Origin of the sequence: Paenibacillus kobensis NBRC 15729, from assembly GCF_004000825.1 — a bacterium.
Lineage (GTDB): Bacteria > Bacillota > Bacilli > Paenibacillales > Paenibacillaceae > Paenibacillus_T > Paenibacillus_T kobensis.
Genome location: NZ_BILZ01000002.1, coordinates 240,172 through 264,572, shown reverse-complemented (window position 1 = coordinate 264,572; position 24,401 = coordinate 240,172). Strand labels below are relative to the sequence as shown.

Annotated in this window: 22 protein-coding genes; 18 read left to right on the top strand and 4 right to left on the bottom strand. The window is 56.7% G+C overall.

Features of this window, described 5'->3' with window-relative positions; all coding sequences use genetic code 11:
• The first annotated feature begins 386 nt into the window (after positions 1-386).
• The 3 genes from PKO01S_RS02795 (at position 387) to PKO01S_RS02785 (ending at position 3,042) form a co-directional block, all read left to right on the top strand.
• Entirely contained in the window at positions 387-1,466 is a 1,080-nt protein-coding gene (locus PKO01S_RS02795; RefSeq protein WP_127529768.1) for a GerMN domain-containing protein, read from the top strand.
• Between the two features lie 178 nt (positions 1,467-1,644).
• Entirely contained in the window at positions 1,645-2,382 is a 738-nt protein-coding gene (gene rph / locus PKO01S_RS02790) for a ribonuclease PH (RefSeq protein ID WP_127529767.1), read from the top strand.
• 6 nt (positions 2,383-2,388) lie between these two features.
• Positions 2,389-3,042 carry an XTP/dITP diphosphatase gene (locus PKO01S_RS02785; protein ID WP_127529766.1) on the top strand — a complete coding sequence of 218 codons (654 nt, stop codon included), beginning with the start codon at positions 2,389-2,391 and terminating at the stop codon, positions 3,040-3,042.
• A 433-nt stretch (positions 3,043-3,475) separates the two neighbouring features.
• Here PKO01S_RS02785 and asnB read toward each other — a convergent pair whose 3' ends face one another.
• Positions 3,476-5,320, bottom strand: coding sequence for an asparagine synthase (glutamine-hydrolyzing) (gene asnB / locus PKO01S_RS02780; protein WP_127529765.1), 1,845 nt, complete (start codon positions 5,318-5,320; stop codon positions 3,476-3,478).
• A gap of 209 nt (positions 5,321-5,529) precedes the next feature.
• Here asnB and PKO01S_RS02775 point away from each other — a divergent pair, with 209 nt between their 5' ends.
• The 3 genes from PKO01S_RS02775 to PKO01S_RS02765 all read left to right on the top strand — a co-directional run bounded on the left by PKO01S_RS02775 (position 5,530) and on the right by PKO01S_RS02765 (position 7,704).
• Positions 5,530-5,874, top strand: coding sequence for a hypothetical protein (locus PKO01S_RS02775; RefSeq protein WP_127529764.1), 345 nt, complete (start codon positions 5,530-5,532; stop codon positions 5,872-5,874).
• Between the two features lie 157 nt (positions 5,875-6,031).
• Positions 6,032-6,784 carry a YheC/YheD family protein gene (locus PKO01S_RS02770; RefSeq protein ID WP_127529763.1) on the top strand — a complete coding sequence of 251 codons (753 nt, stop codon included), beginning with the start codon at positions 6,032-6,034 and terminating at the stop codon, positions 6,782-6,784.
• Positions 6,785-6,942: 158 nt separating this feature from the next.
• Positions 6,943-7,704: a YheC/YheD family protein gene (locus PKO01S_RS02765; protein WP_164779451.1), complete on the top strand. Its 762-nt coding sequence runs from the start codon at positions 6,943-6,945 to the stop codon at positions 7,702-7,704.
• Between the two features lie 55 nt (positions 7,705-7,759).
• On the opposite strand, the gene PKO01S_RS02760 is transcribed toward PKO01S_RS02765, so the two are convergent.
• Genes PKO01S_RS02760 through PKO01S_RS02750 form a run of 3 tightly spaced genes read right to left on the bottom strand, consistent with a single transcriptional unit; the run spans position 7,760 to position 10,915 of the window.
• On the bottom strand, positions 7,760-8,734 hold the full coding sequence (locus PKO01S_RS02760) for a 2,3-diaminopropionate biosynthesis protein SbnB (protein ID WP_127529761.1): 975 nt from the start codon (positions 8,732-8,734) through the stop codon (positions 7,760-7,762).
• Position 8,735: 1 nt separating this feature from the next.
• Complete coding sequence (sbnA, locus tag PKO01S_RS02755) at positions 8,736-9,740, bottom strand: 2,3-diaminopropionate biosynthesis protein SbnA (protein WP_127529760.1); 1,005 nt, start codon at positions 9,738-9,740, stop codon at positions 8,736-8,738.
• Positions 9,713-10,915: an AMP-binding protein gene (locus PKO01S_RS02750; protein ID WP_164779450.1), complete on the bottom strand. Its 1,203-nt coding sequence runs from the start codon at positions 10,913-10,915 to the stop codon at positions 9,713-9,715. Before PKO01S_RS02750 ends, sbnA begins: the two co-directional genes overlap by 28 nt.
• Before the next feature lie 123 nt (positions 10,916-11,038).
• On the opposite strand from PKO01S_RS02750, the gene PKO01S_RS02745 reads away from it, so the two are divergent.
• From PKO01S_RS02745 to uraH, 12 genes are all read left to right on the top strand, one after another.
• Positions 11,039-11,785 carry a YheC/YheD family protein gene (locus PKO01S_RS02745; RefSeq protein ID WP_164779449.1) on the top strand — a complete coding sequence of 249 codons (747 nt, stop codon included), beginning with the start codon at positions 11,039-11,041 and terminating at the stop codon, positions 11,783-11,785.
• 290 nt (positions 11,786-12,075) lie between these two features.
• Entirely contained in the window at positions 12,076-13,704 is a 1,629-nt protein-coding gene (locus PKO01S_RS02740; protein ID WP_127529757.1) for a helix-turn-helix domain-containing protein, read from the top strand.
• Between the two features lie 32 nt (positions 13,705-13,736).
• Positions 13,737-15,074, top strand: a complete 1,338-nt coding sequence (locus tag PKO01S_RS02735; protein WP_127529756.1) for a 5'-deoxyadenosine deaminase — start codon at positions 13,737-13,739, stop codon at positions 15,072-15,074.
• On the top strand, positions 15,071-15,769 hold the full coding sequence (locus tag PKO01S_RS02730; protein WP_127529755.1) for a nucleotidyltransferase family protein: 699 nt from the start codon (positions 15,071-15,073) through the stop codon (positions 15,767-15,769). The genes PKO01S_RS02735 and PKO01S_RS02730 overlap by 4 nt, the downstream gene beginning before the upstream one ends.
• A 198-nt stretch (positions 15,770-15,967) precedes the next feature.
• Positions 15,968-16,966 carry an XdhC family protein gene (locus tag PKO01S_RS02725; RefSeq protein WP_127529754.1) on the top strand — a complete coding sequence of 333 codons (999 nt, stop codon included), beginning with the start codon at positions 15,968-15,970 and terminating at the stop codon, positions 16,964-16,966.
• Positions 16,967-16,999: 33 nt separating this feature from the next.
• Positions 17,000-17,884: an FAD binding domain-containing protein gene (locus tag PKO01S_RS02720; RefSeq protein WP_127529753.1), complete on the top strand. Its 885-nt coding sequence runs from the start codon at positions 17,000-17,002 to the stop codon at positions 17,882-17,884.
• A gap of 16 nt (positions 17,885-17,900) precedes the next feature.
• On the top strand, positions 17,901-20,309 hold the full coding sequence (gene pucD, locus PKO01S_RS02715) for a xanthine dehydrogenase subunit D (RefSeq protein WP_127529752.1): 2,409 nt from the start codon (positions 17,901-17,903) through the stop codon (positions 20,307-20,309).
• Entirely contained in the window at positions 20,302-20,832 is a 531-nt protein-coding gene (locus PKO01S_RS02710; RefSeq protein WP_127529751.1) for a (2Fe-2S)-binding protein, read from the top strand. Before pucD ends, PKO01S_RS02710 begins: the two co-directional genes overlap by 8 nt.
• Positions 20,833-20,911: 79 nt before the next feature.
• Positions 20,912-22,054, top strand: a complete 1,143-nt coding sequence (locus PKO01S_RS02705) for a BMP family ABC transporter substrate-binding protein (RefSeq protein WP_127529750.1) — start codon at positions 20,912-20,914, stop codon at positions 22,052-22,054.
• A gap of 18 nt (positions 22,055-22,072) precedes the next feature.
• Positions 22,073-23,047 carry an aromatic ring-hydroxylating dioxygenase subunit alpha gene (locus PKO01S_RS02700; RefSeq protein ID WP_127529749.1) on the top strand — a complete coding sequence of 325 codons (975 nt, stop codon included), beginning with the start codon at positions 22,073-22,075 and terminating at the stop codon, positions 23,045-23,047.
• Between the two features lie 49 nt (positions 23,048-23,096).
• Positions 23,097-24,077 carry a factor-independent urate hydroxylase gene (pucL, locus tag PKO01S_RS02695; protein ID WP_127529748.1) on the top strand — a complete coding sequence of 327 codons (981 nt, stop codon included), beginning with the start codon at positions 23,097-23,099 and terminating at the stop codon, positions 24,075-24,077.
• Positions 24,028-24,387: a hydroxyisourate hydrolase gene (gene uraH, locus PKO01S_RS02690; protein WP_164779448.1), complete on the top strand. Its 360-nt coding sequence runs from the start codon at positions 24,028-24,030 to the stop codon at positions 24,385-24,387. Before pucL ends, uraH begins: the two co-directional genes overlap by 50 nt.
• Positions 24,388-24,401 lie beyond the last annotated feature (14 nt).

The following is a 24,401-nucleotide window of genomic DNA, read 5'->3' as shown; positions in this document are numbered from 1 at the left end:
GTACGATGTGCATCCATTTGGCGCTAACTTCGAAAGTTCAGCGGTATTCCTGCACAACGTACATTCATTCGGCGATGAATCGTGTCCTCGACAACTAACTAGGCCCAAAGCCTGCACAATGTGCAGGCTTTGTTTGTGTTGTTGCTCCACTATGTGAAGTGCCTGCACATTGTGCAGTAATCTCACTACACTCGAACATTCGCTTGCGGAGTGGCGCACCTGCGGTCGGTACCTCGATTTAGCTCGTACGAAATACTAGGACAAAACTGGTCTAAAACAAGCATAGGCTCGTATACATAGTACTACCAACCGAACCAATGAAGGTTAGGGTCAATGAAACCATTTCGCCGGGCACGGCGCGAAGATGATGGGAGGAAGAAACGGAGATGAAGCATTATCGTTGGATTCGCCGCGCAGCATGGACAGGGGTAGTCGTAGTACCGTTATTGACGGCGGGCTGTGGGGTGTTCTCACAGAATACGACGAAAGAGATCGACCCGCCACCGGTCGAAACGCAAAACAACGCAAGCCCTACGTTAGCGCCGCAAGATGCGACAGGAGCGGAATCGAATGCTTCCGTCGACCTGAAGACAGGTGAAACGCAAATGACGGTGTACTTGCTGGATGAGAACAACTATCTTGCACCTGTTACGCTCCGGACTACGTTAGGCGATACGAAGCTTGGTAAGAAAGCGCTCGAGATGATGGTCGACGGCGGAGCGTATGCCGACCAGCTGCCTGCAGGGTTCCGAGGCGTACTGCCGAAAGGCACGGAAGTAATCGGTTATGATGAGTCGGCTGAGAAAAAGCTGGCGACCGTCGACTTTTCCCAGTCGTTCGCGAGCTATAACGCGAACGATGAGCGCAAAATCGTCGAAGCGATCGCCTGGACGCTTACCGGCATACCGAACGTGCAAGGAGTAGAGCTTCGTCTCGAAGGGGCCAAGCTGGATGAAATGCCGGAGCAGGCGTATCCGCTCGATCGCCCGCTTACCCGTTCGGTCGGCATTAACCTCGAAGCCGCAGACGGCGTCGATTACGGACAATCGGTTCCGGTTACGCTCTACTTCTCGTCGGAAACGCCAGACGGTGAAACGTACTATGTTCCCGTTACGAGACTTATTAACCGGACTGACGATATTGCCAAGGCAGCAGTCGATCAGCTCGTACTCGGACCTCTGGATCAGAGCAGCCTGATCGGCGTGATGACGCCGGATGTCCAAGTGAAGAGCGTCACGCCGAAGGACGATACGGTTACGGTCGATCTGACGGATGAAGATTTCACGGAAGGCCAACCGGAGCCAGCCGATATGCTGCAAGCTATCGTATGGTCCATTACGGAAAATACGGGCGCAGCCAAGGTGCAAATTAAATTGAACGGCAAGACGAACATCCTCGACGAGAACAACGTATCGTACAGCGAGCCTGTCGGACGCCCAACGGTTATTAATGCATTGAAATCGTAGTTGTTGACGAAGCCGGCGCAGAATAAACTCTTTTCAACTGCCCCTCGTGAAATGGCCGTTAAGCGGCTATGAGCGAGGGGCTGTTTTCGTTTCGAAACAGAGAAAGTCGATTTTGTCTTGCGCGTCTGGTAAAATGGGGAAGGTTATCATACAGAAGATGAACACTAGGAGGACCAGCATGAGAACAGATGGACGTCAGGAAGGCCAACTTCGGCCCGTTACAATACAGACGAATGTGAACAAGTATGCGGAAGGTTCCGTCATGATCGAATTCGGCGACACGAAGGTGCTGTGCACGGCATCGGTCGAAGAACGGGTTCCGCCATTCATGAAGGGGCAAGGCAAAGGCTGGGTAACGGCGGAGTACTCGATGCTGCCCCGCGCAACGCAAACCCGCAATCAGCGCGAAGCGGCCAAGGGCAAGCTCGGAGGCCGCACGATGGAAATTCAACGTCTGATCGGACGTGCGCTTCGCTCGGTTGTCGATCTGCCCGCTCTGGGCGAGCGGACGATTACGCTTGATTGCGATGTCATCCAAGCGGACGGCGGCACGCGTACGACGTCGATTACTGGCGCATTCATTGCAATGGCGATCGCTATACATAAATTGTCGGAGAAGCATAATTTTAATAAGTATCCGATTACGGATTTCTTGGCTTCGGTAAGCGTCGGCGTTATTAATGGCAAACCGCTGCTCGATCTGAACTACGAAGAAGATTCGAAGGCGAAGGTAGACATGAACGTTGTGATGACAGGAGCGGGCCAATTCGTCGAAGTGCAAGGTACGGGCGAAGAGTCGCCGTTCACGCGGGACGAGCTTCACTCGCTGCTTGGCTTGGCGGAGTCCGGCATTCATGAATTGGTTGAGAAGCAGCGCGAGGCGCTCGGCAGCGCCGGCGCCCGGATCGGGGGCTAGAGAACGATGTTGCTACAAAGCGGACAAGTCGTCGTCGTGGCGACCGGCAATGCAGGGAAAGTGAAAGAGTTTGCGCATGCTTTCGCTGAGCTGGGCATGGAAGTACGCAGCTTGCGCGATTATGAAGGTCTTCCTGAGATCGTCGAAGACGGCGATACTTTTCAAGCGAATGCACGGAAGAAAGCGAAGATTATCGGCGACGCTCTTGGCTTGCCTGTGCTGGCTGACGATTCGGGCTTGTGCGTCGATGCGCTTGGCGGTGCTCCTGGTGTCTACTCGGCCCGCTATGCAGGGGAAGATGCGACAGATGCGGACAATAACGCGAAGCTGCTGCGCGAGCTGAAGAAGCTTGCTGGCGCTGCCGGCGACATACCGGCTTCCGAAGCGCATGGCGTCGTATTGTTCGGCGGCGCGAGATTTAAATGTGCATTGGCGCTGTACGATCCGGAGAGCGGCACGTTCATCGATGCGGAAGGCGCAGTCGAAGGCCGTGTTCTGTCCTCGCCGCGCGGAGAGGGAGGCTTCGGCTACGATCCGTTGTTCTGGCTGCCGGAGCTAGGACGTGCGATGGCCGAGCTGACGACGGAAGAGAAGCAAGCGATCAGCCATCGCGGCGCTGCACTGCGCGAGTTGCTAGCTGCGCTTCGGCAGAAAGCTTAGCTGATAGGCGTACTTGCGGATAATGCCGCAAATGCAAAAAGGTCGATTAGAGGCAGCGCCTGCTGTCCTATTCGACCTTTTATATTTTGTGCTTAACCGTACAGTACAGGTTATCCTAACCATATCCAGCAGATTATAATGACCGACCAGACCAGAGCGGAAATTTTTAATCCGTTGGACGCGCCTTGTATGAAATTCCCTTCTTCCTGCATCGCAATAACCTCCTCGAAACGAAGTAATAGGTGAAGCACGCTTATTTTTCCTATACGTCTTAAGTAGTAGTGTCGGTTTATGAAATCGAATTCATAAGAGTGATTCCTAAAGTTGAGTAAAAAGGACTAGACGAGGAGCGCAGCGGCTGGCGGCACATGAAAAGGCGGCGCAAGGGATTATCCTTGCGCCGCCTATGGGCGTTTGAAGCGGGGGATGGCAATCAGCCGATCGACACGTTATATTCTCGCAGCCATAGATCCGTTTGCCACAAGTAGGCGAACAATTGCGGTCCGCTCATCAGCTGGCCGAACCAAGGGATGTTGGAGCTTGCATCGGTCGAAGCGGCGATTTCGCGTACCTTCTGGACGTTGATGAGCGGCAGCAGAGGAGAGCTAGGATCGTTCAGCACGTCGAGCAGCTTGCCGCGAACTGCGTCCAAGTAGTTCGGATTATGGGTTTTTGGATAGGGGCTTTTTTTGCGCCACAGCACATCGTCCGGCAGTACGCCTACAAGCGATTGACGCAAAATGCCTTTTTCCCGGCTGCCCGCCGTTTTTATTTCCCAGGGAATATTGAACACGTAATCGACCAGTCGATGATCGCAGTAAGGTACCCTCACTTCGAGACCGACCGCCATGCTCATCCGGTCTTTCCGGTCAAGCAGCGTCGGCATAAAGCGTGTAATGTTCAAATAGGACATAATCCGCATACGCTGCGTGGCCGCGTCCTCGCCAGCGAGATGCGGCACCTCGTCGAGTGCTTCGGCATACCGGTCAGCCAAATATTGCTGCGGCTTGATCCAGTCCGCAATGTCAGGATGAAGCAGATCGGTACGCATTCCGGCCGCAAGGGACCAAGGGAATGTATTGGCGTTCAATGCTTCTTCACGGTGGAACCACGGATATCCGCCGAATATTTCGTCAGCGGCTTCGCCGGACAGGGCGACGGTCGCACCTTTCTTGATCTCCCGGCAGAAGAGCAGCAGCGATGCATCGACATCCGCCATTCCCGGCAAATCGCGGGCTAGCGTTGCTGCCCTCAGGGCATCCACGAGCTCCGGCGTATCAAAATGAACGTTATGATGGATCGTACCAAGATGCTCGCTCATTCGGGTTATCCAAGGGGCGTCTGCGTTCGGCTGGAACGCATGCGCCTTGAAATGTTTGTCGTTGTCGACGTAATCGACGGAATACGTATGAATGTTGCCTTGGCCGGTTCCTTGGTAATATTCCACCGCAAGGGAAGTAAGAGCGCTCGAATCCAAGCCGCCGGACAGCAGTGTGCACACGGGAACGTCGGAAACAAGCTGCCGCTCGACCGTATCCTGCAGCAGCTCTCTTACACGTGCAGCCGTTGCGTTGACGTCATCCGTATGCATCCGGCTTTCCAGTTTCCAATACGTAACCAACCGATTGCCTTCCCGCGTTACGGTCAAGCATTGACCGGGCCGAAGCTCCCGCAGCCCTTGGTATACCCCTTGGCCTGGCGTTCGCGCAGGTCCGACAATAAAAATTTCTGCTAATCCTTCTGCGCCGATCCTGGCCGGAACATCAGCATGAGCTAAGATCGCTTTCGGCTCCGATCCGAACATGAACGTGCCGTTGCCTTCCCGGAAGAACAGCGGTTTGACGCCAAGCCGGTCGCGGGCTAGAAACAGATGCTGCTCGGCGGAATCCCATACGGCGAATGCGAATATGCCATTGAACCGCTCCAGACAAGATTTTCCCCACTCCATATAGGAGATCAACAGCACTTCCGTATCGCAGTTTGTCGTGAACGAGCGTCCTCGGCTCTCCAATTCGGCCCGCAGTTCAGGCGCATTGTACAACTCGCCGTTATACACGACGACGCAGGTACGGTCGCCGTCGCGCCGGATCATCGGCTGGGCTCCGTTCTCGGGATCGATAACCGACAGCCTCCGGTGCCCTAGACCGCAATGGGCGGATATCCACGTACCGGCCGCGTCAGGGCCGCGAGGGGCCATCGTTTCTGTCATCCGTTCGAGTTGTTCGCTATCCTGCGTCAGATCACGGCTCCAATCGATCCAACCGGTAATTCCACACATACAAACTCATCCCTCTCTTCAGGATGTTATCGGCAAGCTCGCTCGTTCCACCGTCTGCGGCCCGCCCGGCAGTTGCGCTCAGGTGAGGGCAGACGTCTATTTGTCGAGATAATACCAGTTATATGCGGAATTATAGGATAAAATGTCTGTCCATGGGGGGAACCTATGGAAGGATGTCCAATAACCGGACAAGGAAGGGGGCGATCACGATGAGACACGATGAGGCGCATGCGAACGCGGATGCGGGCGAACGGAGGAGGTACTACGTATCGGCTGCGTCCGGTCAAGTGCTGGAGGATCCCGAAGCGGCCGCTTACGAGCTCGTTATCGAGGCGAATGACGATGAGGTGAACAAGCTGAAGGAGCTGTTCGGCGAATATTCGAGCATGGACGAGGCTGAGGCGTTTCATTTTCTAAGACACCCGTACGAAACGAGTGATGACCGGGCGATTACGGCCGGAACGGACACGATCATTAACCAGATCTATGGCATGCTGTACGATCTGGGTACGGAGGAGACGAAACAATTTCTTCATGACAGCCGGATTCGTTAACATACACGATCAAGAAGCCTTCGAGCCCGGCTGTTGCGCCGGATTCGAAGGCTTTTTTATTGCGGGCGCGGCACTAGTGCTCCATTAGGCAAGTATCCAAGATTACAGCTTCCTCTGTACATATGTTGAAGAAACCGAACATTAGCGGAGGGGAATCATGAAGGCTTGGGTCAGCAGAAGCATTCCTTTTGTGAATAAAATAAAAGTAACGAAGTGGATGCGCGGGGGCAAGAGCACCCGGTCCGCTATACCGGAAGCCGGCAGGCTGACGAAGCAATCGCTGGACAATATGCTTAATCAATACCGGATGGTTTACGTGAAGCCGTCATCCGGGCAGAAGGGCCAAGGAGTCATGCGCGTCCGGAAGGCAGGCGACGAATACGAATTTCGTTATAAGCGGATTAACAAGAAAACGGCGACCGTTGACGAACTACATGGGTTGATTCAAAAGTATAAAGTCGGCGGCCGGTATATGGTTCAACAGGGCATTCGGATGATGAAATATAAAGGCAGCAGCTTCGATCTGCGTATGCTGGTGCAGCGTAAGGGAACCAAAAAAAGCTGGGTCATTACAGGCAAGTTTGCAAGAGTAGCGGCGAAAGGGAAAATCGTGACCAATGTTGCTCAAGGCGCTGCCGTTCATACTGTTCCGTCTGTGCTTCGTGCGAACTTTTCGAAGAAGGATGCCCGTTCGATGGCGCAGCAAGTCGAGGAGCAAGTGCTTCGGATTGCGCGCCGTTATGCCAAACTTATTCCCCAGTGTATCGAGCTTGGCGTGGACATCGCTATTGACCGCGAACAGCAGATATGGATGCTTGAACTAAACACGAAGCCGGGCATTTATCCGTTCCTCTATTTAAAGGATAAATCGATGTATCGTAAAATATTGGAATACCGGAGAGCGAAATAAGAGGCACTTCCAACTCATGAGATGCTGGCGCGAATGCCCGGCACAGTAGGAGCGGCGGCGATATCGAAGTCTTATGCCGCTCGGAATAGGTATGAATCCAAGACGGGACCTGCTGCCGGACATATGCTGAAGACATCACATCAAGCATGGAGGTAGTGATGAAAGCTTCCAAAGCTAAAGCTTCTATAAGTTATGTTAACAAACTAAATGTAAACCGATGGATGCGCGGCAGTAAGGGCACTCGCTACGCGATTCCGCGAACGGTCTGGCTGACGCGCCGAAGCCTCGGCAGCATGCTCCGGGCTTACCGAATGGTCTATGTAAAACCGAAAGGCGGCGAGAAGGGCAAGGGAGTGATGCGCGCCCGCAAGCTGCAAGGCCTAAGAAGATACGAATTGCGATTTAATCGAAAAACGAGAAAAGCTTACTCCGTCGCGGCGCTGCATAGGCTGATTCGACGGCATAAGAAGAGCGGCGCTTACATTATTCAGCAAGGCATCCGCATGATGAAATATAGGGGCCGAAGCTTTGATATACGCGTCATGACTCAGCGTAAGAGCACGAAGAGCAGTTGGGTCATGACAGGCATGTGCGCGCGCGTAGCGGCAAGTGGATTGATCGTAACGAACACTTCCCAAGGCGGTGACGTTCTGCCAGTATGGACAGTGCTGCGAGCGAATATGTCACGGAAACGCGCTCGGTCGATGACGGGCCGAATCGAAAGGCTATCGCTTCGCATCGCGAGGCGGTATGCGAAGAAGCGTTCCCGGTCCGTGGTGTTTGGCGTCGATATCGCAGTCGACCGCAAGCGCCGGGTGTGGATGCTGGAGTTGAACACGAAGCCGGGTCTCGTACCGTTTCGTTATTTAAAGGATAAATCGATGTACCGGAGAATGCTGAAATATCGCAGACGGAAATAATTACAGAAGGCATGCGGATCGGCTGTGCCGCCCGCATGCCTTTTGCAGCTATACGCTACTCTTTGAGCTCTAAACCGAGCCCTCTTTCCTTCGCAAGATCAACGTAATAGGTGGCGACGGCCAGATCGAATATGGCCATTCCCATCGGGGAGAACAGCAGCCGGCCGCCATCTGGAACCTCCAGACCACCGTCAATAACCGCATCTGCCAGCGGTACCGAATCCTCCCTGCGCAACCCTGCCGTTTGATACATATGCTCGATATCCGTATTTTCACGGCAGATTTCATCCCAGTCGTCGACGACGACCGTCTCGATATCGGCTAAGGCGGACGGCATGTAGTCGCGGAGCGATACGTGCAGCAGCAAGCTGCCCGCTGGCGGCGGAATATCGATGTACCTGCTGCCAGACACCGTGCAGGTAAGCACGATATCTGCTTCCGCATAAGCATCGCGCCAATCCGAGGCGGCGATGCCCGAAGGTCCGGCGAGGCTTGCCGCCTCTTGCGCGCGGGCTTCCGATAAGTCATAGGCGGTCAGACGTCCGAGACGTGGTCCAAGCACGCTCTGGAGCATCCGCACATGCCACTGGCCGATCGGACCGCATCCGATTAAACATACGTTCAGCGGACGATCATGCTGTTGATTCGGCAGAGCAAGCCAGCGCCGGAGCATAACGGAGCTGACGGAAGCGGTTCGAAGAATGCTAAGCAGCGGGCTATTGATCAGCGCATAGGGTTTACCGGTTGCCGCATCGTTCAGAATGACGACGCTGTGCGCTCTCGGCAGGCCGCTGGCCGGATTGTCCGGAAAGCTTGCAATCCACTTTATGCCTGCCGTATCGAATGGCCCTCCGATATAAGCCGGCATAGCGATGATTCGATTAGCAGGGTTATGAAAGCGAAGATAAGGCTTTATCGGTTGGACATAGCTGCCGCCCCGCATGCATTCAAGCGCGTTCACAATTGTATCGGTCAGGTTGGCCCAATCTGCGCCAACCTCCAGTAAGTCGGTTTCGTTCAAATAGAGCATGTTACAGTTCAGCTGCCAATCGGACTGCCGCTTCTTCGCCGAAGCAGTTTCTCACCCAGTCATCGCTGTATACGGTATCCAAGTAGCGGTCGCCGCGGTCGGCAAGGATCACGACGACGTTGGCGCCGTCAGGCAGCTGGTCCAGTCTGCGTTCCAGCGCCATAATGACCCCTCCTGCCGAGCCGCCGACCATAATCGACTCCCGCCGCAGAAGCCGTCTGCAGCCGATGGCGCAATCGAGGTCGCTGACCGTCTCGTGGCTGTCAGCGAGTCCCGTCTTGAACAGCGGCGGGACGATGCCTGCGCCAAGCCCAGGAAGCCGTCTGCTGCCCGGTCCGCCAAATATGACGCTGCCCGCAGCATCGACGCCGATGACGGATGTGCGCCAGCCTTGTCCGTGCACATAATCCGCGCAGCCGCGAATACTGCCGCAGCTGCTGACGCCGACAAGGAGCATGTCGATCTCGCCGATTGCCTCTGCAATTTCCGGCATCGTTGTATCGCGGTGTGCTGCGGCGTTAAATTCATTCCCATATTGATTCGGCCAATACGCGTCGCCGATTTGATTTACTAGCTGATTGACTCGGGCAATTCGGGCAGGCAAAAACTCGCCTGTCGCGGGGTCAGGCTCGCTGACGAAGTCGATCTGCGCGCCATACGAACGTATGATGCGCAGATTCGTTTCGGCCGTTCGCGGATCGACGACGCAGATGAACCGCAGGCCGAGAACGCCGCATATCATCGAAAGGCTGATCGCCATATTGCCTGAGCTGGATTCGACGATTGTCGTGTTAGGGCCTACTTGGCCGGTTGCAATCGCTTCTTTCATCATCCTTAGCGCAGGCCGGTCTTTGGCGCTTCCTCCGGGGTTATACATCTCAAGTTTCGCATAAATATTGACGCGCGCATCCGGATACAGACGGCGCAGAGGCACAAGCGGCGTTCCGCCGATAAGACGGAGTACGCCTGTTTCTGTTTCTAATTGGAATCGGTTGGACGATGCCATTTCTTTTGTTTCACACTCCCTTGCGGCAGTTCGCTTTCGCTGGCCGCCAGCACGATTTCGATACGGGGCAGCATGCCTGCGCTGATCATTGCGCCGATCTCGGGCACCTTGCGCCCGATCTCCGCTTCGATCCGAGCGGCGGCAGCCGGCGTTGCATCGGGGCCGTACAAGTAGACGACGAGCCGGTTGCCGTCCGAGGCGGCTCTCACTTGGACACGGTTTACATGGGCGAATACAGCCGCTTCAATATCGTGGATGCTAATTTTCTCGCCATGCTTAAGCTCGGGGCCGATTCGTCTTACGATCGCTTCGAACGTCGATTCCGTTCCTTGTCCATTGCTTCCGCTTGTGAAGCCGCGCACAACATCGCCAGTCGCGAACCGAAGCGCCGGAAAAGCTGCACGCTGCGTTGAAGTCAGCAGCAGCGCTGCTTCGTCCTGCCCGAGCAAATCGGTCAGTCCAAGTTCCGATGGCTGTACGACTTCTGCGCTAATGCCGTCCGCCAGCCGGTATACGCCAGCTTCATGATCATGCCAAGCGATCGTTCCGATCTCGATTGAGCCGTACGTATCGATAACATCCTTCTCCTGCAAACCAAAGCTAGCCGCCATGGCGCTTCGCCATTCCGGAGATGCCGGTTCGCCAACGGTCACAATGCATCGGATGCCGAGCGATGCCGGGTCGTCAAATGCGCATGCGACGCGGTCGAGCAGCGAAGGCATCGTGTAGAACAAGTCGGGGCGAAAGCTCGTTAGCCGCTCGACATGTTCGGCAAGAGGGGCGTCGTATGCGATAGCATCCGCTTCCCATCCGAGCGTCCGGAACACGTCCAGCGCCGTTGCCGCTGCATGTCCGGTGCCCATGTCGGCAAGGGCGCGGCGAATAGGCCTGCCGCTTGTTATCCGGGCGAACAGCTTCGCTTTCACCTGCAAGTAACGGCGCTCGTCCGCATGCGAATAGACGATCGCTTTGCGGGAGCCGCCGCTCGTGCCGGATGTCCGGTAGACGTACGAGTTCTCGGGTGCAGGGGCGCTGTAATAATGACGCTCCAGCACGTTGGCTGTCATAATGGGCGGCTTGCCGTCTAAGTCGGGTTGGGATTGCAGCAGCTCGGCATACCAAGGAAATTGGCGCGCGTAATACGCGGCCAGCCGGTTCATTTGGCTTATTTTCAATCGAATACCTCCCCCGATTACTATCGTATGTTCAATCAGGCCGCCCGGAATGGGTGAGAATCCAAGATTGGACCTGCTAGCGTACATATGCTGAAGAAACCAAACCATTGGCGGAGGGAACTTATGAAGATAACGATCAAAGGCGTGAAGTATGACCGTAACAAAATGAGAAAGACGCGTATACTTCTCGGAGACAGCAGAGTCCGTGCCGCTATTCCGAAAACGGTCATGCTGACCACGAACAATCTTCGCAACATGCTTAGAGCGTATGGGATGGTTTATGTGAAGCCGAACGTCGGAGCGCTTGGCAACGGCGTTATGCGTACTCGCAAACTGAAGAGCGGCGGGTATGAGTGGCGTTATAAGCTCATGAAGAGAAAAGTATCGACCGTTGCGCAGCTTTACCGGTTGATTCGCCAACATAAGCTGGGCGGCAGCTATATTGTGCAGCGGGGCATCCACATGATGAAATACAACGGAAGGAGCTTCGATCTTCGCGTCATGACGCAGCGGGTTCATCCGCACGGCAGCTTTGTCATAACCGGTATGCTTGCCCGGGTAGCGGCGAAAGGGAAGGTTGTCACGAACGGCAGCAAAGGGGCGACGATTCATACGACGCGGCAAGTGTTCAAGTCGAAACTGTCCAACTCGGGTGCTATTTCGTTAGAGCGGAAAGTGGCCATACTTGGTCTGCGAATCGCTCGCCGATACGCTGTCGCATATCCGCGCTGCATTGAGCTCGGGCTTGATATAGCGGTCGACAACAAACGTCGCGCCTGGCTGCTTGAGGTGAATACGACGCCGCAAATTACTCCTTTCCGCAAACTGAAGGACTTGACGATGTATCGTAGAATATTAGCTTACCGGTAAAATAACCGTATGCCTCCGACAAGTCCGAAACTTCGTTGGAGGCGTACTCGTCTCAAGTATTGGTACCGGTTTCATAAACGGAACGACACTTATGAATTGACACCAATCCGAATGAACCAACCCGCCCCAGAAGTGACACCTGAAGCGATGCGCTAGCCCGAAGTCACCCATCCAACCCGTCTGCCGCCATTTATTCGTGTAATAAAACCTAACACAACCATTGATCACTTTGCCCGAACGAACTAAAATGTTAGATATAGTGACATACGAGCTGTTCGGGAGGGGTCCGCATGCGTATGACGGTTGAGCAAGCGCTGTCGGTGTATCCGTTGTCTGAAGGAAAGCTTATTGCGGGTAAAATGGGGCTCCAACGTATGATTCGTGCGGTGAATGTCATTCGAACGCCAGAGTTTGCAGGCCATGTGCGCTCTGGCGACATGCTGCTCGCGCCGGCTGCCTCGCTGCCGGGCAGTCCGGATGAAGCGGTGCGCCTCGTACGAACGCTCCATGGGCTTGGCACGGCAGGTATCGGTGTAACCGGTGTGACTGGCGGAGCCGGCAGTCTTAACCATCAAGCCAACGCCTTGGTGGAAGAGGCTGAGCGGCTGCAATTGCCGGTCATCGCGCTCCCTGATGCATTCAATTGCGTTGCCGATGTGGACGGACTGCTCCGGGCGGAGCTCGGGCGGCAGCTTATTACGGTGCAAGATGTCATTGAGAAGCAGAAGAAACTGATGCGGCTTGCGCTGCGAAGGGATAAAGGCGGTGACGGCCGCATTGCGGACATTGCCGATATCGTCGGATTTCCGGCAGCAGTCTTGCTGCAGAACGGCCGGATCTTATTCAATTCAATGTCGAGTACGGAGGCGGCGCTGATGCGCCACTGGGAGCGGCTGCCGATCGGCCGCTGGGCAGGCTTCGAAGGCATTCGGGCGCTGAGGATCGCATTAACGAACGGGGAAGAAACGATAGGCTGTGTATTGTTCCAATCCATCGGACAGACGACGAAGCCGGAAGAAAATATGCTGCACCAAGCAGCGGAGCTGATCGCGCATCATGTGTCTTCGCTCCAACCGGACAGCGCGGCGCTGCTGGCGCCTGATGATCTGGGGACGCTGTTCGTCCGCTACTTGCAGGGCGGGCTTCCGTCGCGGCTGCTTATGGAGCGCGCCCGCAAAATCGGTGTAATGCTGTGCAACGGGGAATATTACTGTGTGCTCGGCGTGCAGGAAGAGCGAATTCCAGGGCGACTAATGACAGCTGCACCGGTGCAGCATGGCATTGACCGCAGCCTAAGTCAAGAGATGATGTCGCATCCGCGGCTGACGGGACTGCAGATCGTTCATTTCTCGGTTGGCGAGGACAGTGTATTCGTCATTCCGGCCGAGACGTTCCAGGGCGTCGATAAGCTCGCCGCTGTGCTGCGGGAGTGTATGGATGCCATCCGGCGCAAGGGCGGCAAATCGCTGCGCCGAATATCCATCAGCTATAAGAAGACGGTGCCGAATCAGCTCCGGGAGGCATATGCGGAATGCTTGGATGCGATAAGGCTGTCAGACAGCGCGGCAGACGAGGAGGAAGTCGTTCCATTCTCGGACAAAGAGCTTGCGTTTTTGTTCGAGGGAGTGCCGCGAGAGCGGATGGACCGGTTCTGCCGTGCGGTGCTTAGGAAGCTGTCCGATGAAGAGAATGAAAACGAGCGGGAGCTGATGCGCACGCTCGATATGTTTTTGCGGCACGACGCACAAGTTGGGGAAGCTGCGAAGCAGCTGTACATTCACCGGAATACGGCGGCATACCGGCTGGAGAAGATCGGCGAGATGCTGGAGGTCGATTTCAAAAAAACGTCGGATCTGCTCCGGATGAAATTAGCCTTTCTGTTCCGGCATATATTGATGGAGGAGCAGCCGGTTGATTAGAGCTGCGGCAAGTAACAACAGGAGGTGCGGCAATGGGGAACACGCTCATTCGCGATGCAATCATTGTAACAATGAACGATCAATGGGACGTTATACGGGGCGATGTTCGAATTACGGATGACCGGATTGTCGGATTAGGCAGCCCGGACGGCGAGGACGGATTTGTGCCGGATGAAATTATTGAAGCGAAAGGCAGCATTGTGCTGCCGGGCTTCGTTCAGACGCATATCCATTTGTGCCAGACGTTGTTCAGAGGGCGGGCCGATGATATGGAGCTGATGGATTGGCTTCGTACCCGGATTTGGCCGCTGGAGGCAGCGCATGACGAGCAATCGGTGTACATATCGGCGCTGCTCGGCATTGGCGAGCTCATTCAGAGCGGCACGACGACGCTGCTGGATATGGAGACGGTGCATCATACGGATGCGGCTTTTCGGGCTATGGCCGAGAGCGGCATTCGCGCGATATCCGGCAAGGTGATGATGGACCGGAGCGGGGACGATATTCCGCCCGCGCTGCAGGAGCGGACGGCGAAGTCGATCGAGGACAGCGTCGCGCTGTTGGAACGATGGCATGGTTATGACGGCGGAAGGCTGCAATATGCGTTCTGCCCCCGGTTCGTCGTGTCGTGCACGGAAGATCTGCTCATTGCCGTTCGAGACCTTGCAGACCGGCATCAAGTGCTCGTTCATACCCATGCCTCGGAGAACCGCGGCGAAATCGAGCTGGTCGAACGGGAGACCGGCAAGCGGAATGTCGTCTATTTGGACCATATCGGCCTTGCATCTCCCCGTCTAGTGCTTGCGCATTCCATCTGGCTCGACGATGAGGAACGGGACATCATTAGACGCAAAGGCGTTAAAGTGACGCATTGTCCGGGCTCCAACCTGAAGCTTGCATCTGGAATCGCTGGCGTGCCGGGGCTGCTGGCAAGCGGAGTGCCGGTCGGATTAGGAGCGGACGGCGCGCCGTGCAACAATAATCTCGACATGTTTCAGGAAATGCGGCTGACGGCCATGATTCATAAAGTGCAGCATGGCCCGACTGCGATGGACGCGAGAACGGTGCTGCGGATGGCCACGATGGGCGGCGCCGAGGTGCTCGGGATGGAGAGACAGATCGGGTCGGTCGAAGTCGGCAAAAAAGCGGATCTCATTATGCTCGATCTTCATAAATTCCACGCCTACCCTTCCTATGACGCCGATATCTATTCCCGTGTCGTCTATGCGGCAGGGCGCGGCGACGTGGATACGGTCCTGATCGACGGGCGCATTGTGATGCGCAGCCGGATCGTGAGAACGATCGATGAAGCAGCTGTTCTGCGGGAATCGGATTCCGCAATCGGGCGGCTGCTCGGGAGGATGGCATGATGGGCTGGTTATTCCGGCATCCGAACGCCGATTACGCTTCAGAGCGGCTTCCGCGTGTGGCCGGCGTATTGCTCGCGGCTGGTTCAAGTAGGCGGATGGGGAAGCCGAAGCTGGCGCTCCGCTGGCCGGATGGCCGGTCGGTTGGATCGGTATCGTTCCGTCAACTGAGGATGACGCTGCAGAAGACGATCGTCGTCGTCCGGACGGACGATTCGCTCGGTTGGCTGCATGACGAATTGGTCAGAATGCGTGCGCAACCGGGCGGTACCGACAGCTGCATGATCGTTCGGTGCGCCGAGGCCGAGACGGAAGGGATGGCTGCTTCATTGCGCGCGGGGGTCTTGGCAGCGTCTAGACTGGGGGCGGATGGGGCGTTAATTGCACTTGCCGATCAGCCCTTTGCAGGCTGTCGGTTGATGCATAAGCTTGTGCACGCTTTTCAAGCTTCCGGCGGGGCCGATTGGGCGGCTGCTTCTGATACAGACGGAGCGAAGCCTCCCGTCGTCTTGTCCAGCAGCCTGTTTCCGCGTGTTCAACAGTTAAGCGGGGATGAAGGTGCCAGAAAGCTGCTGAAGGATCCTTTTTCCCGCGGCGTGCTCGTTCAGGCGGAGCCGGGCTGCTTCATGGATATCGATACGCCGGACGATTGGCTGCGGGCTGAGCGAATGCGGGCTGGACTAGATAGTGGATTTTAATGTATATGTCAATTAAAATTACTTAAAAGCGACGATCAAGTGCATTCTGCACAATCGTCGCTTTTTGTTTTGGATAAAGGCCCAATTCTGTGTTAGATTAGTTGACCTGAATATGACGTTCTCATATATTGAGTGTAAGCTTTTGGACGTGAGAGACGGATAGTACGCTGAACAACACGGAACACGGGAGGGATTCCGATGGACAGCTTTCATTCGTTGTTAAGACGGAAATTCTCATTCTCGGTAAGAAAGCAATGGGTGCTTGCAACGTTAATCGCAACAGAGGGCCATGCTTACCGCAAGCCCGGCGCTGCAATGCTGATCGGGCAGGATGGGGAGGCTGCCGGCCATTTGAGCCCCGGCTGCATAGAGACTGATCTTATCGAGCAGGCAAAGCGGGTTGCAGCATCCGGTTGTTCGGGCATTGTCACTTATGACGCGCGCGAGCCGGATGATCTGTCGTTCGGAGAGGCGGTAGGATGCGGCGGTTTGCTCCGGATACTGCTGGAGCCGGTCGACTCGCCGCTTGAGCAGGCGCTTGGCGCCGTGTACCGGGCTTTGAATGAAGGCATGCAAGCGAAGCTGGTGCGCATGATGCCGAGCGTTGACTCCGTTGCTGAATATCGCGTTCGCTGCGGTGACGGATGGCATGAACGATTCGTCCGTTATCCGCAGATGCGGAGCAACCAGACATCGACCATCAGTTTATCCTACACGCCTAATCCAAGGGTATTGCTGTTCGGAGCGGGAGACGATGCGTTACCGGTTGCCGAACTGGCTTCGCGGGCTGGATTCTCGGTTCTTGTTGCCGACCGGAGAGAGTCGCTGTGCACGGCAGCGCGGTTTCCGGAAGCGGCGGCAAGAGTGACAGGCGGAGTAGGCGAAATGCTGGAGGCCATAAGCGTCCGGCGGGACGACCGGGCTATCCTCATGACGCATCAAATGTCGCAGGACCGGTCGATACTGGAGCATTTGGTCCATTCTCCGCTTCGATACATCGGGCTGCTCGGTTCCGCCAAAAGGACAGCCGCTCTAGTAGAAGGGCTGTTCCGGCCTGGCGACAGCAGGCTTCGGTCTCCTGTCGGCATCGTCCCTGGCACGGATGGCGCTGAGCGAACGGCAATCAGCATTGCGGCGGAGCTGCTTGAAGACATAAGCCGGGCGAATAAGGCAGCTTCGGCGGCTTCCGGCCTGTAGTAACGCTAGGACAGGGAATAAGGGGGGAGCGGGATGGAGTGGACCGGACATTCCGAGCATCTTACGGCTGCGGTCGGCATGACACAAGTGTGGAGACCGGATACGACGGAGGAAGCGTGGCGGCTGAAGCGGCAATACGGAACGTTCGCAAGCTATGTTGCAGGCGGCACTTGGCTTCGTACAAGGTGGGAGTCGGGCAGTTCCGTCCTCCCGCCCTATCTGATCAGCTTGGATAAAATTGCGCCGCTTCAAGCGATCCAGCAGTTAGAGTCAGAGCAGGAAGCAGTCGAACTGCGGATTGGCGCCGCGGTTACGCTGGCCGCAATCGAAAGCCATCCGCTAGCCGGGGGGGCGGTGCCGCTGCTCGGAAAGGCTGTAAGTGCGGTTGCGGCGCCGTCGGTGCGAAGGCAAGCGACGATCGGCGGCAACGTCATGTCCCGCAGCGGCGATCTTATTCCGGCATTGCTCGCATTGGATGCCGTTATCGTCTCGTATAGCCAAGGGCAATATGAGCGTCAGCCGCTAGCGGAATGGTTGGCGGGAGACGGCGGCGATTGCGATAAGCTTACCGTTGGATTCGAATTGAAACAGGTGGGCGGCAGCTGTTGGTTCCGCAAAATCGGCCGGAGAGAGACGTTCACGCCATCGGTTATTACGATCGCTTGTGCTTACCGGGCGGACTCAACTGCCGGCAGGCTCTTGGATGTCCGGATTGCCGTAGGCGGAGCGGGAATGGCTCCGGTCCGGTTGTATGAAGCAGAGACGGCTGCCGAGAGCGGTGCATCCGGTGCCAGTGTGTATGCTGCGGTCCGGAAGGGGATTCCGTCCGTGGCCGATGATTATGCAAGCGCGGCATATAGAAGGATGGCCGCGGCCAATGTTATTGCGGCGGAGTTAGACCGCGCGGCGAGCGGCTGAAGAGGAGGGCGGGCGAATGGAGAAGCCGGACGATGACAGGAGCAGCAGTGAAGGGGCGGCTGCATCAAGCCCGCTGAACAATCGGCGAAGCGCGGGCAGGTGGATGGAGCGGCCGGACGGAGCGGCGAAAGCGGCGGGCAAGCTCGTCTATTTAACGGATATGAAGAAACCGGGCATGCTGCACGGCAAAATATTGCGAAGCAGCTATCCGCATGCGAGGTTGCTGGAGGTGGACGTATCGGCGGCATCCCAAATGCCAGGCGTCCACGCCGTTCTGACAGCGGACGATGTGCCGGGATTGAACGGTTACGGCATCGTGACGCAGGATATACCGGTCTTTTGCACCGACCGCGTTCGGCATGTCGGTGACGTAATCGCCGCCGTGGCGGCGGATACGGCGGAGCTGGCTGCTGCCGCGCTGTCGGCGGTTCGGGTGCAATACGAGCAGCTCGCCGTTATCGATGATCCGGCGCTGGCGCTTGCGCCGGATGCGCCGCAGCTGCACGAAGGCGGCAATGTGCTGGCAAGGACGCGCGCGGCGTTCGGCGATGCTGATTCGGCATTTGACAGCTGCGCGGTCATCGTAGAGGAAGAGTATGTGACGCCTAGACAGCTTCATTTATATATGGAGACCGAAGGCGGACTGTTCGTGCCCGAAGAGGACGGCCGTCTGACCGTATACTCGCCAACGCAGCATGGTTATAAGGACCGGCTGCAGCTGTCCCGTATATTGGCGATGCCGGAAGAGTCGATACGAGTCGTGTCCAGTCCGATCGGAGGTTCGTTCGGCGGGAAGGACGAGTTGAACGTGCAGCCTTACGGCGCTTTGCTCGCGCTATACACGGGCAGGCCGGTCAAGATGCACAACAGCCGGCGCGAATCGGTCCGCTCCAGCATTAAGCGGCATCCGATGCGAATCCGGATGAAGACGGGGGCGGATAAAGACGGGCGGATTATCGCCCATCGTGCCGACATTCTGGCCGATACCGGCGCTTACGCGACGCTCGGAAGGGAAGTGCTTATGTTCGCGACCGAGCATGCATCGGGGCCGTACCGTATCCCGAACGTATTGATCGAAGGGCTCAGCGTATTTACGAATAACGGCGTGGCGGGAGAGTTCCGCGGCTTTGGCGGCAATCAGGTCATATTTGCGCTGGAAGGTCAAATAGAGCGGCTCGCCGACCGGCTCGGCCTCGATGCCTGGGAACTTAGGCGGCGCAATTTGCGGGAAGCGGACGATCCTGGCCCGCTTGGGCAGAAGATTGCACCGACTGACGGAGCCCGTCAAGTGTGGGAAGCGGCACTGCGCTCGCCCTTGATGACGAAGCGCGGCGGCGGAGCGCAGGGAGAAGAGCCTTGGTTGCTTCGCGGCGTAGGCGCGGCGATCGTGATGCACGGCGGAGGACTAGGTTACGGCATCCCGGATCCGGCTGGCGGAAGACTGCGGCTGGCGGACGACGGCAAGCTGGAAGCCGTGTTCGGCTTCGAAGAATTCGGCCAAGGCGTGATTTCTGTTCTGACGCTGCTTATGCGCGACCACTTTGGCTGTGCGGGTGAGGATATCCGTATCGTGATAGGTGATACGGATACCGTTCCTCATACTGGCTCAGCCACGGCATCGAGAGCGACGGCGATGGCATGGCAGGCGATGCAGCGGTTGGCTCCGCCGTTCGCGGAGTCGATGCTCCGCAAAGCGGCAGAACTGCTAGGGTGCACGCTTGATCAGCTGGAGACAGGCGAAGGCGGGATATGGCGGACGGCCGACCCATTCCCGGTGTGGGATTGCCAGTCGGAGCGTTCTTCTCCTGAAGCATGCTCGCCGAGTTGCCAGACGCTCGCGCTAACGTACCGTCAGCTTGCGGCGGCTATGGCGGAGCCGCTTGTTCAAGAGACGTCATTCGATTTTCCGGTCACGTCCTCCGCCACGCCGGCGGTTGGGTCGCATTTTCTGTACAGCTATGCCTCGGTCGTGACGGAAGTCGAGGTCGACATGCTGACGGGAAAGGTGCGCGTGCTTCGGACCGATCATGCCGTGGCGGCTGGTCCGGTCGTCAACCCAATGGGGTTTCTCGGGCAGATCGAAGGAGGCAGCGTGATGGCGCTTGGCTTTACGCTGACAGAGGACGTCGTCATGGAGGAAGGGCGATATGCGCGGCAGCAGCTTGACACCTATATGATTCCGACGATTCGGGATATACCGCGGCAAGTTTGCGTGGAAGCGGTCGAACAACTGCCGGAAGACGATCCTTTCGGTCCGCGCGGCGTCGGCGAGATTGGTACGGTCGGACTGGCGCCCGCTGTCGCGGCTGCGGTAAGAAATGCTTGCGGAAGCTGGATTAGCAGGCTGCCGATTCGTCCGGAGCAGTTGATCCGGCCTTATCATGCGGTGAGACAGCATTGGCGGGGAGGGGATATCGGTGATTGAAACCAATTTCCGGCTGTCTTGCACAGTAAATGGCGAACCGATTGAACGGCTCGTTCAGCCGGCCCGCAGGCTGCTCGATCTGCTCCGTGAAGATATGGATTTGACGGGTACGAAGCCGGGGTGCGAAGCAGGACGCTGCGGAGCGTGCATGGTGCTCGTCGACGGCCAGCCCATGAATGCTTGTCTTATGATGGCCTATCAATGCGAGGGCCGCTCGGTCGTGACGATTGAAGGGTTGAGCGGCTGCGGGCAGCGTCACGCTTCAGGTTCTCATCCGGCTGAATCGTATGCCGACGAGCCTCATCCTATCCAGCGCGCCATCGTGGCGGAGGGTGGACTGCAGTGCGGTTATTGTACGCCTGGCATCGTGATCAGCTTGGCCGGGTTATACAATCGGACGGTTGCTCCGTCCAGAGAGCAGATCGAAGAAGCGCTCAGCGGCAACCTGTGCCGCTGCACGGGGTATGAAGGCATTATTAGAGCGGCAATGCGGGCATCATCCCATCCAGATCCGACACCATGAATGCGCGAAAGCCGATTAGCCGTGACGCTGGAATCCAGCGGCTCCGGCATCGGTTCTAACATGGGAGGAGAGAGCGGATATGAAGAAATGGATGCTATTGCTCACGATGGTTGTGCTGGTCTTTGCCGCGGCGTGTTCCAAGGAGTCGCAGACGAAGGAAGAGCCGGCAGATGCGGGCGGTTCTACCAAGCAGGAGACCGCACCGTCAGACGCGGAGACTGCTGCTAAGAAGCCGAGAGTCGCATTCGTCTATATCGGCGTGCCGGGAGACGGAGGCTGGACGTATCAGCATGATCTCGGCCGGAAAGCGGTTGACGAGAAGTTCGGGATTAAGTCGACGATCGTCGAGAACGTTCCGGAAGGTCCGGATGCGCAGCGCGTGTTCGAGGAGCTGGCACAGAAGAACGATATCGTCTTCGGCACGAGCTTCGGGTATATGGATGCGATGGTCAATGCGGCGGCGAAATACCCGAACGTGAAGTTTGCTCATGCGACCGGCTACAAGACGGCAGATAATTTGTCTACCTACGCGGGGCGCGGCTATCAAACCGGTTATTTGGCTGGCATGGCGGCAGGGAAAATGACGAAGAACAACAAGATCGGCTATGCGGCGGCATTTCCGATACCTGAAGTCATTTATACGATCAATGCTTTCGCGCTCGGCGCGCAAAGCGTCAATCCGGATGCGACCGTGCAGGTGGTATGGACGAATACGTGGTTCGATCCGGCTGTCGAGCGACAAGCAGCGGTTAGTCTGCTCGATAAGGGTGTCGACGTGCTGGCGAACTATCAGGATTCTCCGGCAGGGATTCAAGCGGCGGCGGAGCGCAATGTGTTCGGACTTGGCAATGATTCGGATATGAACAAATATGCGCCGGAGCATTATTTGACTAATCCGACTTGGAACTGGGCGCCTTACTATATCGATCAAGTGCAGCAGGTCGTTGACGGTACGTGGAAGCCCTCCAATTACTGGGGCTCGATCGCCGATGGTATCGCGGACATTGCGCCGTTCGGCACAAGCGTTCCGCAAGACGTGCGAGAACTGATCGAGGCGAAGAAGAAAGAGATTACGGATGGCGCGTATCAAGTGTTTACCGGACCGATTCTCGACCAGGACGGCAAGGAGAAGGCTGCGGCCGGCGCCGTGCTGACCGACGATGACATTCATAACATGATGTGGTTCGTTCAAGGCGTAACCGGTACGATTCCGAAATCCTAGAGCGGAAGGGTGAAGGGCATGAGATTCGATCCCGCGCTTCGCGATGAATGGCATCCGGCTGCACGGTCCGAACAAGTTGCAGAGAAGCCGGTTTCTGTGACGGTGTTGGGCGAATCGGTCGTATTGTTCCGTTCGTCCGAAGGCGTTCGGGCGCTTCGCGACCTTTGCATTCACCGCGGAGTGCCTTTATCGCTTGGAACGGTACGGGAAGGCGAACTCGTCTGCGCCTATCATGGCTGGCGGTACGATGGCGAAGGCCGGTGTGTCTGTATTCCGGCACTGCCGGCAGGTCAGACCATACCGCCTAAGGCGAGAACCGAAACGTACGCTTGCACGGAACTGTACGGATTAATATGGGTTTGTCTTTTCGATCCTAGGACGCTTCTGCCGCCTATCGCCGGCCGGATCGATGACACGTATTTGTCCATTCGAATGGGCCCTTATCCAGTCAAAGCGGCAGCACCTCGCGTGATCGAGAATTTTCTCGATATTTCGCATCTCATGTTCGTGCATGAAGGGCTGCTTGGCGATCCGGCACATGCCGAAATCAATGATTATGCCGTGCATGCCGCCGGAGAATGTTTGCGCACCGATGAGATCATCGTCTATCAGCCCGACCCGGACGGGCGAGGCATCGGGGTGCATAATCGGTATATTTACGAAATATTCAGCCCGTTGTGCGTGAAGCTGTTCAAACAGCCGGCGGAGACGGAGGAACGGTTTCATCTATTTCTAGTCGTTCTGCCGGAAACGGAAACGACCTGCTCGGCGTTCATGCTGCAGTACCGCAATTATGCGGCGGACGTGCCGGATGAGGTGTTTATCGACTTTCAGAGCCGGCTGCTGGAGCAGGACAAAAGAATCGTCGAAGCGCAGCGGCCGGAGCTGCTGCCGCTCGACTTGCAGGCGGAGCTTCATCTAAGATGCGACCGGCTCAGCATGGCATACCGCCGGATGCTCAGAGAACGAGGCGTGACGATCGGCACGGCTTAGCGCAGAGCGGAATCGCCGGCCATTACGAATAGTTAGGGAGTGATGCCGCATGTTTGCGGACCGTGGATTGATGTATGGCAAAGGCGACGTATTCGTCTACCGGACCTATGCGACGCCGCTGCGGGGAGTAACGCCGATCCCGGAGTCGGGTTATGAAGGCGACGACAACGTCATTTTTGCTTGGAACGTTCAGGTTGCGCTTGGAGGAGAAGCTTTCCGGACGTCCTTCACGGATGGGGACAATTCGCTGGTTGTCGCGACCGATTCGATGAAAAATTTTATTTTGCGTCATACGGCCGACTTCGAGGGCAGTACGATAGAATCGTTCCTCTATGTGATGGCGGCAAGGTTCATGAACCGGTACGGCCATGTGGACGAGGTCGAGCTTGGCGCTCAGCGGGTGCCGTTCGATCCGGCAGCGGTCGGAATCGAGGGCGGAGTCGCGCGCAGCCAGTTTGTCTTTCGGCGGTCCCGTAACGAACAGACGACGGCGAGCATTCGGATGAAGCGAACGCCGTCGGGGCCGATCGTAACCGCATTGTCGGGAGGGTTATCGGGCGTGCAGCTCATCAAAGTGAAAGGCAGTTCGTTTAACGGCTTTATTCGGGATGAATACACGACATTGCCGGAGACGAGCGACCGTCCGCTTTTTATTTATTTGAATCTTGCCTGGACCTACGGCGATGTGGACGACGCCATAGGCGGCGATATGTCGCGCTATGTTCCGGCAGAGCAGATCGGCGATATTGCGCAGACCGTATTTCATGAAGTGGCGTCTCCTTCCATTCAGCATCTGCTCCATCTGATCGGCATGAGGATCATGGCTAGGTTTCCGCAGCTTGCAGCGGTCTCGTTCGAATCGAATAACCGGACGTGGGAGACGGTCGTCGAGCAAGTTGCGGCCGGCGAAGGAGCTGTCTACACGGAGCCGCGGCCGCCGTACGGATTCCAGCGATATACGCTGACAAGGAGCGATGCGGATGAGTACCGGCCGAATTACGACGCACGCATTGGATCTGCAGCGCGCTAAGCCTGCCGAAGGGATGGCGGTCGGGTTGTGGCGAATTGAAGGCGACGCTAGACGTCAGCTGTCCTCGGCTGTTCTGAATAAGGACGGCAGGGCGGATGAACCGCTGTTGTCAGGGGGCGAATTGGAACGGGGGGATTACGAACTGCAATTTGAGGTTGGCAGCTATTATGGCTGCGGAGATGGCGGGCAGACCTCGTTCACGCCGTTCGAAATGGTTGCCATCCGCTTCCGTGTCGCGGACGAGAGCCAGCATTACCATATTCCGCTATTGATCGCACCGGGAGGTTACAGCACATACCGCGGCAGCTGACGGGAGGAGATGAC